General features: G+C 66.9%; 11 protein-coding genes. 4 read left to right on the top strand and 7 right to left on the bottom strand.

The features are described 5' to 3' along the window. Window positions 1-9 precede the first annotated feature (9 nt). From HV798_RS00500 to HV798_RS00490, 3 genes are all read right to left on the bottom strand, one after another. Window positions 10-969, bottom strand: a complete 960-nt coding sequence (locus HV798_RS00500; protein WP_175190900.1) for a Bug family tripartite tricarboxylate transporter substrate binding protein — start codon at window positions 967-969, stop codon at window positions 10-12. Between the two features lie 72 nt (window positions 970-1,041). Continuing rightward, window positions 1,042-2,262 (bottom strand): CaiB/BaiF CoA transferase family protein, encoded by a 1,221-nt coding sequence (locus tag HV798_RS00495; protein WP_175190899.1) that lies wholly within the window; start codon window positions 2,260-2,262, stop codon window positions 1,042-1,044. A gap of 210 nt (window positions 2,263-2,472) precedes the next feature. Next, complete coding sequence (locus HV798_RS00490) at window positions 2,473-3,393, bottom strand: LysR family transcriptional regulator (RefSeq protein WP_175190898.1); 921 nt, start codon at window positions 3,391-3,393, stop codon at window positions 2,473-2,475. Between the two features lie 288 nt (window positions 3,394-3,681). Here HV798_RS00490 and HV798_RS00485 point away from each other — a divergent pair, with 288 nt between their 5' ends. Both HV798_RS00485 and HV798_RS00480 read left to right on the top strand, forming a co-directional pair. After that, entirely contained in the window at window positions 3,682-4,614 is a 933-nt protein-coding gene (locus HV798_RS00485; protein ID WP_246288533.1) for an RDD family protein, read from the top strand. Between the two features lie 59 nt (window positions 4,615-4,673). Continuing rightward, window positions 4,674-6,209, top strand: a complete 1,536-nt coding sequence (locus tag HV798_RS00480) for a tetratricopeptide repeat protein (protein ID WP_175216319.1) — start codon at window positions 4,674-4,676, stop codon at window positions 6,207-6,209. 32 nt (window positions 6,210-6,241) lie between these two features. On the opposite strand, the gene HV798_RS00475 is transcribed toward HV798_RS00480, so the two are convergent. Continuing rightward, window positions 6,242-7,165, bottom strand: coding sequence for a LysR family transcriptional regulator (locus tag HV798_RS00475; protein ID WP_175190895.1), 924 nt, complete (start codon window positions 7,163-7,165; stop codon window positions 6,242-6,244). 80 nt (window positions 7,166-7,245) lie between these two features. Here HV798_RS00475 and HV798_RS00470 point away from each other — a divergent pair, with 80 nt between their 5' ends. After that, window positions 7,246-8,169: a carbon-nitrogen hydrolase family protein gene (locus HV798_RS00470; RefSeq protein ID WP_175190894.1), complete on the top strand. Its 924-nt coding sequence runs from the start codon at window positions 7,246-7,248 to the stop codon at window positions 8,167-8,169. A 455-nt stretch (window positions 8,170-8,624) separates the two neighbouring features. Here the strand turns inward: HV798_RS00470 and HV798_RS00465 are convergent, their stop codons facing one another. Beyond that, entirely contained in the window at window positions 8,625-9,029 is a 405-nt protein-coding gene (locus HV798_RS00465; protein ID WP_175190893.1) for a hypothetical protein, read from the bottom strand. A gap of 917 nt (window positions 9,030-9,946) precedes the next feature. Between HV798_RS00465 and HV798_RS00460 the strand changes: the two genes are divergently transcribed. Beyond that, window positions 9,947-10,507 carry a PIN domain-containing protein gene (locus tag HV798_RS00460; protein ID WP_246288546.1) on the top strand — a complete coding sequence of 187 codons (561 nt, stop codon included), beginning with the start codon at window positions 9,947-9,949 and terminating at the stop codon, window positions 10,505-10,507. 31 nt (window positions 10,508-10,538) lie between these two features. On the opposite strand, the gene HV798_RS00455 is transcribed toward HV798_RS00460, so the two are convergent. Continuing rightward, window positions 10,539-11,756 carry a threonine ammonia-lyase gene (locus HV798_RS00455; protein ID WP_175190891.1) on the bottom strand — a complete coding sequence of 406 codons (1,218 nt, stop codon included), beginning with the start codon at window positions 11,754-11,756 and terminating at the stop codon, window positions 10,539-10,541. A 15-nt stretch (window positions 11,757-11,771) separates the two neighbouring features. Then, a complete protein-coding gene (locus tag HV798_RS00450; RefSeq protein ID WP_175190890.1) occupies window positions 11,772-12,506 on the bottom strand; it encodes a hypothetical protein in 735 nt (244 codons plus the stop codon). Window positions 12,507-12,563: the final 57 nt, after the last annotated feature.

Below are 12,563 nucleotides of genomic sequence, written 5' to 3'. Positions count from 1 at the left end.
GCGCCGCGGCTATTGCTGCACCACGATGCCGGCCGCGGCGATGGTCTGGCGGGCCTTGCCGATATCCGAGCGGATCAGCGCAGCGAACTGGTCTGCGGACACGGGATCGGTCTCCAGCCCTTGCGACGCCAGGGCGTCCTGCACGTCCTTGCGGGCCAGCAGCTTGTTGAAATCGGCGTTCAGCCGCGCCACCACGTCGGCGGGCGTCTTGGCCGGGGCCAGCACGCCGTAGTAGGTCACCACGCTGAAATCCTTGTAGCCCAGCTCGGCCACCGTGGGCACGTCGGGCAGCGCCGGGTTGCGCTTGGGCGAAGTCACGGCCAACGCGCGCACCTTGCCCGCCTTGATCAACGATGCCGCCGACGAGATCGACGACCCGGCGAACTGCAGGTGTCCGCCCATCAGGTCGGCCAAGGCCGGCGCCGATCCCTTGTAGGGCACGTGCTGCATCTTGAAGCCGGCTTCGTGCTGCAGCATCTCCATGGCGATGTGCACGCCGCCGCCCGTGCCGGACGTGCCGTACGACATCTTGTTGGGGTCCTTCTTGGCGGCCTCGATCACCTCGGGCAGCGTCTTGTAGGGCGAACTCTCGGACACCAGCAGCACCATCGGCGTGGTCGCCACCAGCGCCACCGGCGCCAGGTCCTTGACCGGGTCGTACGCCACCTTCATCAGCAGCGGAATCAAGGTGACGTTGTCGGACTGCCCGATCACCAGGTCATAGCCCTGGGCAGGCGCGCGGGCCGCTTCGGCCAGGCCCAGCGCGGTGCCTGCGCCCGGCTTGTTCTCGGGCACCACGGCCCAGCCGTTCAGTTCGTGCAGCTTGTTGCTCATCAGCCGCCCGATATAGTCGGTGCCGCCGCCCGGCGTCGACGGAATGATGATGCGGATGGGTTTGTTGGGATAGTCCTGCGCGTGCGCCGCGCATGCGACGGCCAGGCTGGCCACCGCCAAGAGTTTGCGGATCATCGGATAGTCTCCTCTTTGATGGATGTCTTGGCGGTCTGCGCCGCCTCGACGGGGACAGGTTCTACGACCTGTTCATCGGCCTTCGCAACGGATGATTCCCGCCGTGTGCAAGGCCTCGATGCGCGCGGCATCCAGGCCCAGCCCCCGCAGGATGGCTTCGGTATGGCGGCCCTGTGCGGGCGGATCGGAACGCTTGCCCGCCTTCTGCCCATCGAACTCGATGGGCAAGGCGGCGGCCGCGATCTCGCCGCCGTCCGGCAAGACCGTGGCCAGCAGTGCGCCTCCGGCGTTCAGGTGTTCGTCCTGCAGCAGGTCGTGCGGCTGGCGGATGGGGCCGTACGACAGATTCGCAGCCTCCAGCGCGGCGCACAGCGCGTCGGTCTTCCAGGTCTTCAGGATTTCACCCACGCCAGGCACCAGCCACGAGCGCGCCGCCTCGCGGTCCACGGCGGTCGCCAGGCGCGGGTCGGCGGCCCATTCAGGCGGCAGGAATTTCTGCGCGAAATTGCGCCATTGCGCATCGCCCACCACGGCCACGAAGACCCGGCCATCGGCCGTCTCGAACACGTCGTACACGCCCCATGGCGGCTTGCGCTCGGCGCCGAAAGGCTTGGGCGCCGTACCGGTCAACTGGAACTGCGCGATGAACTGCGCCACCAGCAGCAGGTTGTTCTCGAACAGGCCCGAACGCACATGGCGGCCGCGCCCGGTGGCATGGCGATCGTGCAGCGCGGCCAGCGCGCCCACCACGCCGAAGGTGCCGCCCAGGATGTCGTTGACCGACGCCGCCACGCGCTGCGGCGTATCGGCGCCGCCATTGATGTACGCCAGCCCGCCCATCATCTGCACCACCTCGTCCAGCGCGGTGCGATGCTTGTAGGGCCCCGACAGGAAGCCCTTGAGCGACACGTAGATCAGCCCGGGGTTCTCGGCCGACAGGCTCTCGTAGTCCAGCCCGTACTGCGCCAGGCTGCCGTCGCGAAAGTTCTCCACCACCATGTCCGCCTGCAGCGCCAGCTGGCGCGCCAGTGCCTGCCCTTCGGCGGACTTCAGGTCGATGGACAGGCTTTGCTTGTTGCGGTTGAAGACCGGAAAGTAGCCGCTGCCCGAGCCCTTCAGGCGGCGCGTGCGGTCGCCGTCGATGGGTTCCACCTTGATCACTTCGGCGCCCAGGTCCGCCAGCGCCAGGCCGGCGGCGGGCCCCATGATCATGTGGGACAACTCCAGCACCTTGATGCCGCGCAGGGGCAGTTCGCTGCTGTCCATGAAGGGTGAAGCCGGTGCTGCTGTCATCAACATTTCCTCTCGCCGTGGACTGAGGCCGCGGGTCATGCCCAGGGGCCGGTACGCAGCCATCATCGCGACCGGCGCAGGTTCGGAAAAGCGGTCTTTCAGCACCGGGGCATTCTCGTTTGGGAACGTCCGGGTTAGCCCTAGGCCATGGGGGCAAGGTATCTTGCAGCGCAGCACATTTCGGCGCACTACAGTTCGGCGGACTACAAGCTAAGGCTTGGGCACGGCCCCCAGATGGGCCAGCAGCGCACGTGCCGCGGGCGGCAAGGCGTCCAGTTCGCGCACCGCAATGCACAACGGCGTGCCGGACCAGGGGCCGGACAAGGCGATGAAGCAGATGTCCTGGCTGGCATGGCGCGGCTTCAGATACATGGGCACCACCGCCACGCCCATGCCGCGCGCCACCAGGTTGCAGATGGTCTCGTGCGAACTCACGCGCGCACTGATGCGGCGGCTGACGCCGGCCTCTTGCGCAGCGCGCTCGAACACCGCGCTGATGCCGTTGTCGCGGTTCAGCTCGATCAACTCATACGGCAGCAACTGGGCATAGTCCAGGATCTCGCTGTCGGCCAGCAGATGCCGCGCGGGCACCACGGCCGCCAGTTCGCAATAGCCGCAGGGAAACACTTGCAGGCCGTCGTGGCCGAAGTCCGACCCTACCGCCACGTCGGCGCGCCCTTCCAGCACTTCGTGGAAGACCTGCTGCGTGGTGCTTTCCTCCAGCGCGATCTCGATCTGCGGATAGGCCCGGCGAAACGACTGGATCTGCGCCGGCAGGTCGCCCGACAGCGCCGCCACGCTGGCCGCCAGCCGGATGCGGCCGCGCACGCCGGTGGCAAAGCCCGCCATCTCGCGGTGCATGCGGTCCATCTGCTGCAACAGCAGCCGGGCGTGGCCCGCCAGCCCCTGGCCGGCGGGCGTGGCCTGCACGCCCTTCACGCCGCGCGCCAGCAACGGCACGCCAAACGCTTCTTCCATCTCGATCATGCGTTTGCTGACCGCCGACGGCACGATGTTCTCGCGCGCCGCGGCGCGGGCCAGGCTGCCCTCTTCCAGCGCCGCCAGGAACAGGCGCAGGGAAACCGGGTCGATGTCGCGGGGATGAGGTGGGGCGGGTGTGGGACGCTTCATGGCGGGAAGTGTCCCGCGTTGGCGGCGCGGACAGGGATCGGGGTTTTCCCCAGCCGGCCGCGCCCGGGTCCGATACACTGCGCGTGGCCGTCGCCTCGCGGGACGCCGGATCGGCTGTCGCTCGATCGGCAACCCGACACCCACAACCAGAACAAGACTCCGACCATGCAGTGCCCCCAATGCAATTGGCAGAACCCGGCCTCTCATACCCAATGCTTCAGTTGCCGTGCACCGTTGCCGGTACCGACGGCGCCCCCCGCGGCCGCCAAAGCCACCTATGCCAAGGCCGTGCCGCCCTTTCCCGGCATCTGGCCCCGGCTGATGGCCAGCGTGGTGGATGCGGCCACGATGATCACGGCCATGTTCGCGTTCTCGTCGGCCGCCTCGCTCAGCTATGAAGCGCTGCTGGGTCAACCGCGTCCCGGGGTAGTGCCGCTGCTGGCCGGGCTGATCGGCCTGCTGCTGCCAGCCCTGATGGACGCCTGGGGCGCGGGTTCGCCCGGCAAGCGGCTGTTCAAGCAGCGCGTGGTGACGCGCAGCGGACAAAGCCCCGGCCTGCTTCGATCTCTCTGGCGGCACCTGATGAAGTTTCCGTTGAACCTGGCGCTGCCCGGCCTGTTCCATCACATCCAGCAAGCCATCTTCGGCGATCGCGCCATGCACAACTGGGCCGCCGGCACCTATGTGGTGTCCAGCCAGGCCGATCCGCGGGCAGTGCTGGCCGCTCTGGGGCAGGCGCGGTCGGTCACCGGCTTCGGCAAGTTCCTGCTGTTCGCCGCAGGCGCGGCCGTGCTGGTGCTGGGCGGCTTCGTGCTGGCTGCGCTGACCCTGGGCAAGCAAGAGGCCGACAGCCCTTTGGCGGCCGACGTACGGCGGCTGGACCTGGTATCGGACCCGGTCAGGATGCTGGCGGAAAACCATTACCGCAGCGCCGGCCGCTACGCCGCGACCTTGCAGGAACTGGGCGTGACGCGCGAATCGCTGGCCGCCAACGGATTCTCGAACCTGGAACTGAATCCGGTGAACGGCGTGCTGCGCTTCACCATCGCCGGCCCGGCCAGCGCGGACGGCGAACCGACCCTGGCCGGCAAGCACCTGGTCTATCTGCCCGAACTTCGCACCGAGCGCAAAGGCGGCGGCATCCGCCGATGGCAGTGCGGCAGCGATGACATCGCCGCCACCGACCGCCCCTACAAATGCCGCCACGCCGCGGCGCCCTGATCGCGCACGCCTCGCCCCTCCCTGACGCGCCTGGCGGCGCGTCGCCCCAGGAATTCCGCATGTCCAACCTGATCGAATCCATCCTGCGCGCCGACGACGGCGATGACCACCCGCAGATGCTCGCCCTGTGCAAACAAGCGGTGCGCGAACAGCCCAACGTCGCCCTGACGTGGGCGCTTCGCGCCCGCTGCCACGACAAACGTGGCGCCCCGACTGAGCGCGATGCCGACCTGGCGCGTGCGCTGGCGCTGGACCCACACTGCGCCGACGCCCTGCGCGTACGCGCCACGTCCCTCTACGACGACGGCGACCATGAGGCCGCCTGGCGCATCCTGCGCGACGCCCGCCAGCGCATGCCCTCGCACTACGGCCTGCTGATGGCCGAGGCCTATGTGCTGATCAACGATGAAAGGCTGCAGGACGCCATCGACGGCTGGACCCGCGCGATCCAGCAGCGGCCGCAGGCCGGGGCGCCGCACTGCTACATCGCATCCAACCTGGCCAATGCCGGGCGCCATACCGAGGCCGTGCCCTACTTCGAGCGCGCCGTCGCGCTCGCCCCCGGCAATGGCCGCTTCATGTACGACGCCGGCAACACCTATCGCCGCCTGGGCGACCTGGACAAGGCCATCGCGATGTTCGACCGGTCGCGCGCCATCCTGGGCGAACAGAACGCCATCCAGCACAACCGGGCGTCCTGCCTGCAGGCCATGGGCCGCCACGCCGACGCCGTCGAGGAATGGACCAGCCTGCTGCGCCGCGAGCCCGACTGGGATTGGCCGCTTGAGGGCAAGGCCCGCTCGCTGCACCGGCTGGGCCGCGCCGACGAGGCCAGGCCGTTGTGGCGGCGACTGGACGCGCTATCGGACAACGGCTGGGAAGGCCGCAAGGAACAGGCCCGCGAATATGTGCGCAGCGGTGAGCCCGAGCTGGCCGAACAGGCACTGGGCGATCTGGATCCCCTGTCCAGCGGCGATGCCCAGCTGCTGTTCGTGGCCGGCAACGCGCAGCGCGACCAACGCCATTGGGAACAAGCGCTGGCCTATTACCTGCAAGGCTATGAACTGGCGCCGAACGACGACTTTCTGCCCGGCAACGCGGCCGACATGCTCGTCCGCCTGGAACGCCACCGCGAAGCCCTGCCCTTGTCGGAAGTCGCCATCACGCTGGACCCGGATTGGGTGAAATGGCGCCGTGTGCGCATCGATGCGCTGATCGGGCTGGAACGCGGCGCCGAGGCCGCGGCCGACGGCGAACGCGCCTTGCAGCGCTGGCCCGACAACAGCATGCTGCAGGCCGACTATGTCAACGCCCTGATCGCCGCCCGCCGCCACGACGACGCGCTGGCGGCCTGCGACCGCCTGGTCGCGATGGACCCCGAATACCGCGACTGGGCCTTGTATTCGCGCGGCGAGATCTACGGCGCCATGAAACGCCATGCCGAATCCGCATCCGCCTTTCGCCAGGCCGCGGCGGCCTATCAGCAGAACGGCAAGCCGCAATATCAGGAACTGTCGCTGGAAAACGCGCGGGCGGCGGACCAGGCGGCCACCGCGTCGCGCGGCCTGCTGGGACGTCTGTTCGGCCGCAAATGAGCGAGACGGGTGGCGCTCTGCATGCGCCCGTCTCATAGCCAGTCGTAGTTTTCCAGCAGGCCCAGCAGACAACGCCGGGCGATGGCCACGGCTTCATCCCGCAACGCGTCGGCGCGCCAGCCCATTTCAATCGCGTAGCCCGGCATGGCGATGGGACACGGCAGCCGCCGCAGCCCTGTCACCGCTGCCAGGCCGCGCGCCGCGTGGGCCGGCAAGGTCGCCAGCGCATCGCCGCCCTTCATCAGGAACGGCAACGCCGCGAAATGCGTGGTGGCCGCCAACACCCGCCGCGTCTGCCCCATGCCGTGCAGCACCTCGTCCACCACGCCGATGAAGCCGCCGGACGACACCAGCACGTGCGGACGCCGCGTGAACGCCTCGACGGTCAAGGCCGTCTCGCCCGGCGCCAGGCTGGCCCCATCCACCAGGCAGGCATAGCCACCCTGCCCGACCGTCACCCGTTGCAGGGCCGGCGCGATCAGGCCGCCGGACGCAATCACCAGGTCGACCTCGCGCGCCATCAACATGTCCGCCGCCAGCCGGCTGTGCGTCTGTCGAAAGATCAGACGCAATCCGGGCGCGGCCTGTTCCAGCGCGGTGATCGCGGCGTGGCCCAGCGCAATCTCGAAATCGTCCGACAGCCCCAGCGTCACTGAGCGCCCGGCGAAGCCTGCCGCGCCCGGCCGAGCCAGCGACAGGCTCTGGCGGCACTTGTCCAGCGCCTCGCCGATGATCGGCCGCAGTTCACGCGCCCGCAGGCTGGGCGACAGGCCGCGGCCGGTGCGCACGAACAGCGGGTCCGCATACAACGTGCGCAGCCGCGCCAGCGCCGCGCTGACGGCCGATTGCGTCACGCCCAGCCGCAGCGCCGCGCGGCCCGCGCCGCCCTCGTCATAGATCGCCTCGAATACCTTGAGCAGGTTCAGGTCGGTCGATTCGATATCAATCTGGCTCATATCATTTATCTTCAAGCGGGATTGATTGATTTTAGGCTCGCCCCGACACTGGTGGCATCCCCCCACGCCAAGGAACCCGCATGACCGCCCAGACCGTCGCTGCACTGCAAATCGGCGCTTCACCCGAAGGCAAAGAGAAAACCCTCGAACAGATCCTGGCCTTCGAGGCCGACATCACCGCGTCCGGCGCGGTACTGGTCGTGCTGCCGGAGGCCCTGCTGGGCGGCTACCCCAAGGGCGAGATCTTCGGCACCCGCCTGGGCTATCGCCTGCCCGAAGGCCGCGAGGCCTACGCCCGCTATTACGAAAACGCCATCGACGTGCCCGGCCCCGAAACCGACGCCCTGGCCGCCCTGTCGCAACGCACCGGCGCCAGCCTGGTGATCGGCGTCATCGAACGCGCCGGCAGCACGCTGTACTGCACTGCCCTGTATTTCGACCCCGCCAAGGGCCTGGCCGCCAAGCACCGCAAACTGATGCCCACCGGCACCGAACGCCTGATCTGGGGCCAAGGCGACGGCTCCACCCTGCCCGTGCTGGATACCGCCGCCGGCCGCATCGGCGGCGCCATCTGCTGGGAAAACCACATGCCGCTGCTGCGCACCGCCATGTACGCGAAAGGCGTACAGATCTGGTGCGCCCCCACGGTCGACGAGCGCGACATCTGGCAATGCTCGATGCGGCACATCGCCCACGAAGGCCGCTGCTTCGTCATCAGCGCGTGCCAGGTACAGCCCTCGCCGGCCGAGCTGGGACTGGACGTGCCGGGATGGGACCCCAAGCGCCCCCTCATCAATGGCGGCTCGCTCATCGTCGGCCCGCTGGGCGACGTGTTGGCCGGCCCCTTGCACGGCCAGACAGGCCTCTTGACCGCCCAGGTCGACGTCGACGAACTGGTGCGCGCCCGCTACGACTTCGACGTGGTCGGCCACTACGCGCGGCCCGACGTGTTCAGCCTCAGCGTCGACGAACGGCCCCGCCAATCGGTCCAGTTCATTGCGTGATTTCCCCTGGCGAACGCGCTCCAGGGCGGAACCGCCGGTCCCAAGTGGTATAGTCACGCCCGCCGGATATCGCCCGCGTCCACAGGACGCGCAACATATCCCATTGCCGCCCCGCCTTGGGGCCGCAATGCCCGAGTGGTGAAATTGGTAGACACAAGGGACTTGAACTAATTTGAGCCCTTTGGAGGAAACTCCAAAGGTGTAGCCCGTCAAACTCGGCGAATGCCCTGGACCTGTTCCGAGCCAACGCCGAGCCAAGCCCGGTTTGAAAGAACCGGGAAGGTGTAGAGAGCAGACGGCGGGCACCTAAGGCCGCAAGGCTATGGTGAAGGCGTGCTCCAGACCACGAACAGCGCTCACGCGCTGGCGGCGAAAGCCGAAGTGGTAAGAAAATCCCTCGGCCGCAAGGCCGTACCGGTTCGATTCCGGTCTCGGGCACCACCCTCTCCGCGTAATCACGCGTCAGCGCCCACACGGCGCAGCTTGGCCCTGAAGTCCTCGCACGCGGCCCGATCGTCCGCTTGGACCCGGGATGCATAAATGATGCCCTCTCCATTCACCGTCAAACGAATGACGCACACCAACGGCGCCATGCTCGTCGAGAAGCCGGGTGATTGGGAAGCGGCGTTGTACACATAGGGGCGCGACGTCCATGACCAGACTGTCGCCCCCTTGTCCGGATCGTCTGGCGACCCCGCAAACAAGGGATTCAAGTACAACTTGGAGTTGGGTGGCCCCAGTTGCCAGGCCACTTGGCTCACCGGTTTGCCATGCAAAGCACTCAGCGTGTTCTCCATGGGATGGAGCCATGCACATCCCGCGAGCACGCCGCCCATCGCAATGCTCAGCCATACTTTCATGTTTTCCCTGCCTGATAATCAGTGTTGAATATCACCTGTTGCAGCCCACCCGCTTTACCATGCCGGCAACTGAAACTGAAACCACTCGCAGGTGCTTCTTGCGTTGGTATGAATGTCGTAGCCATAAATAATTCCGTCGTCGCCCACCACCAGTTCCATCGTGCACGATGCACTGCCAGCGGGTTCATAGGTGTAGCGGGTTTCTGAATACGAGGTTCGACCTTTGTCAGACTCCCTGTATACGACGGCATGGCTGGGAATTGCACGATATTGCTCCGTGGCCGGCGAGGTCCAGGACCACAGAGACTTACCGTTGCTGCTGTTATTGATGGGTACCAGTGGCAAATCCGCTCCCGGCCCTGTGCCGGTGCCTGCTGCCGCTAGAGGCCTGGCGGGCTCCGGAGCCGTCAATCGAATGACAGACTGAGGGTTCCCCAACGACGCCACTACTTTACTTACCGGCTTCCCGCGCAGGGAACTCAAAGTGTGTTCCATCGGCAGCAAGTTGCACCCGCTCAAGGACGCCAATACCGCCAGACCCAAGATTCTTTTCACGCCTGATTTCCTCGCTGTTTTTATAACAACACCGGCAGCTCATCCTCACGCCCGGAACCAGCTCATTCATTTTGTCGTAGCGATTATCTCTATAACCATGGCGTGATTGGACGGCCGCATCTCCTGGCAACCAAAGACCGATTTCACCGTATTACATGGCGGGACCGGAGCCACGTGCCCCTTGCCCCTTGTCCCTTGTCCCTTGTCCCGCGCACGGTACGAGAAAAACTATTATTCTTCTGCCTCGACCTTCTGACGCCCTACCGCCAAGCAGGCCCGGGCACACCCGCGCCGGCCGCGGCGACTTGCCCACCTTGACCGCCCCCACTCCCCCCTTCATCGTCCTGGATGCCTGCGTCCTCATGTCCGGCATCCTGCGGCGTCTGCTGTTGCGCCTGGCCGATGCCGGCGTGTTCGCGCCCGTCTGGACGGAGCGCATCGGCGAGGAATGGCGCCGCAACGCCTCGCGCATCTGGGACATTCCGCCGGAAGTGCTGGATGAATTCTGGGCCGAGATGAACGCGCGCTTTCCAACGGCCAACGAGGCCGACACGCAGGTCTACGAGGCCTCGCTGCGCTACAGCGACCCCAAGGACTTTCACGTCATCGCGGCCGGACTGGCGCGGCGCGCGCGTTGCGGCCTGGCCAAGACGCCTGTCGTGCAGGTGCTGACCTGGAACCTGAAGGATTTCAATCGTTCTGAACTACGCCGCCAGGGGCTGGACGTGTACAACCCGGATCGCATGCTGGCGCAGTGGTGGCAGGACGACGCCGGCCGCATGCGCGAGGCCATCGCGCAGATCCCCGCGGACTACATCGCGCTGGGACGCGAACCGGAACCGTTGGCCACGACCTTGCACCGCGAACGCCTATACCGCCTGAAGAATCAGGTGGGGCGTGATCCGGAACTAAGCGCCCGCTGAGACGCCACGCGGCGCGCGCCGCCGCGCCGCGTCAATGGTCGTGATTGCTGGCCGCGAAACCGGCTGCATTCAGGATATCGATCACTTCCTGGATATGTTCCGGCCCGCGCGTCTGCAGCACGAAGTCCACTTCCACATTGCGCACCGGCAGCGACGTGAATGCGCGCTGGTGATGCACTTCGGTGATGTTGGCCTGCGCATCGGCGATCAGCTTGGTGGCATGCGCCAGCGCGCCCGGCAGGTCGCGTAGATCCACGCGGATGCGGGCCAGACGCCCCGCGCGCACCATGCCGCGTTCGATCAGTTCGCCCAGCATCAGGGGGTCGATGTTGCCGCCCGTCAGCACCAGGCCGATGCGCTTGCCCTTGAACTGCTCGCTGCCCGCTTCTTGCGCGCGCAGCAGGGCCGCCAGCCCGGCCGCGCCGGCGCCTTCGACCACGGTCTTTTCAATTTCCAGCAGCACCACGATGGCGTGCTCGATGTCGGCCTCGCTGACCAGCTCGATGTGGTCGACCAGCTTGGCCACGATGGGCTGCGTCAGCGCGCCGGGCGACTTCACGGCGATGCCTTCGGCAATGGTGTACTGGCCCTGCGGCATGGACACGCCCTTGACCGCGGCATACATGGCCGGGAAGCGTTCGGTCTGCACGCCGATGATCTCGATGCCCGGCTTGAGCGCCTTGGCCGCGGTGGCGATGCCCGAGATCAAGCCGCCGCCGCCAATCGCGATGACCAACGTGTCCAGTTGCGGCTGATCTTCAAGCATTTCCAGGGCTACGGTGCCCTGCCCCGAAATGACGGCTTCGTCGTCATACGGATGGATCATGATCAGCCCGCGCTGCTGGGCCAGCTCGTAGCCATGCGCCTTGGCGTCATCGAAGGTATCGCCCGCCAGCACGACTTCGGCGCCGAAGCGGCGCGTGTTGGCGACCTTGACGGTGGGCGTGAAGCGCGGCATCACGATCACGGCGGGCACGCCCATGCGCTGCGCGTGGTAGGCCACACCCTGCGCATGGTTGCCGGCCGACACTGCGATGACGCCCGCGCGGCGTTCGTCTTCGGACAGCGTCAGCATGCGGTTCAGCGCGCCGCGCTCCTTGAAGCTGGCGGTGAACTGCAGGTTCTCGAATTTCAGCCAGATTTCGGCACCGAAAATGTCGGACAGGGTCCGCGACAGCGTGAACGGGGTCTTGAGCACCTGGCCACGCAGGTTCTCGCGGGCGGTCTGGATGGAAGCGATATCGATCACGATGGAAAATCCCGTTTAGCGCACTGGCAGGAAATTGAACAGCAACAGGCCTTGCGCATAGTTGATGCCGATGCGCCGCGAGTTCTCGCCCAGCAGATTGGCGATCAGGTCGAGACGGCCGATGATGGCGCCGAACTCACGTTCGAAACTGAGGTTGGTGGCCGTCTGCGACATCTCGTTGGCCAGCAGCAAGGGCTCACCCTGGTTGTTGCGCCGCGACGCCAGCAGCCAGGCCGCCGCCTCGACGTTCCGTGCGGCATTGTAGACCCGCTGTCCGTCCAGCGCGTCGGTGGCATACAGCCGGGTCTTGCCGTTGTGGGCCGCGATGATGGTGTCGGCCAGGCCGTAGATGAAGGCTCCCACCCGGTCCCCGGAATAGTTCGGGTCCAGCGACACCGCCAGGATCTGGATGTCGTGCAGGCCCGCCAGGTCGGCCGGCGGGATGCGCACTTCGATGGCATGTTTGACCCGCGACACCGCGGTCGCATGATCCGGCGCGCCCGTCTTGCGCCATTCGCGCGGATTGCGGCGGTACAGCTTGTCCAGCAGGCTGTACAGGCTGGCCAGGTTGTCGCGCACTTCCAGCGTGACGGTACGGTTGAAATCGGTCTGGACCAGCTGGTCCGCCGACATGCCTTCGCCCTTGGGGGACCCCTGGCCGGGGCCCGGGCTGGACATGCAGCCTGTCAGCAACGCGGCGCCCAGCAATGCGAGCGCTGCGCCCGCCCAGGGTCCTTGCCATCGCGTCATGCCCGATCCATCCCGATCCCCCTGTCTGGCGCCTTGCCGGCCTGTCGCCGGCGTCGG

This window comes from Achromobacter deleyi, assembly GCF_902859705.1.
GTDB lineage: Bacteria > Pseudomonadota > Gammaproteobacteria > Burkholderiales > Burkholderiaceae_B > Achromobacter > Achromobacter deleyi.
This window is presented reverse-complemented; position numbering and strand designations above follow the sequence as displayed.

What these genes read in the sequence shown, in the direction of transcription:
- HV798_RS00500 (WP_175190900.1), bottom strand. Translation starts at nt 969, where the DNA reads ATGATCCGCAAACTCTTGGCGGTGGCCAGCCTGGCCGTCGCATGCGCG.
- HV798_RS00495 (WP_175190899.1), bottom strand. Translation starts at nt 2,262, where the DNA reads ATGACAGCAGCACCGGCTTCACCCTTCATGGACAGCAGCGAACTGCCC.
- HV798_RS00490 (WP_175190898.1), bottom strand. Translation starts at nt 3,393, where the DNA reads ATGAAGCGTCCCACACCCGCCCCACCTCATCCCCGCGACATCGACCCG.
- HV798_RS00480 (WP_175216319.1), top strand. Translation starts at nt 4,674, where the DNA reads ATGTCCAACCTGATCGAATCCATCCTGCGCGCCGACGACGGCGATGAC.
- HV798_RS00475 (WP_175190895.1), bottom strand. Translation starts at nt 7,165, where the DNA reads ATGAGCCAGATTGATATCGAATCGACCGACCTGAACCTGCTCAAGGTA.
- HV798_RS00470 (WP_175190894.1), top strand. Translation starts at nt 7,246, where the DNA reads ATGACCGCCCAGACCGTCGCTGCACTGCAAATCGGCGCTTCACCCGAA.
- HV798_RS00465 (WP_175190893.1), bottom strand. Translation starts at nt 9,029, where the DNA reads ATGAAAGTATGGCTGAGCATTGCGATGGGCGGCGTGCTCGCGGGATGT.
- HV798_RS00460 (WP_246288546.1), top strand. Translation starts at nt 9,947, where the DNA reads ATGTCCGGCATCCTGCGGCGTCTGCTGTTGCGCCTGGCCGATGCCGGC.
- HV798_RS00450 (WP_175190890.1), bottom strand. Translation starts at nt 12,506, where the DNA reads ATGACGCGATGGCAAGGACCCTGGGCGGGCGCAGCGCTCGCATTGCTG.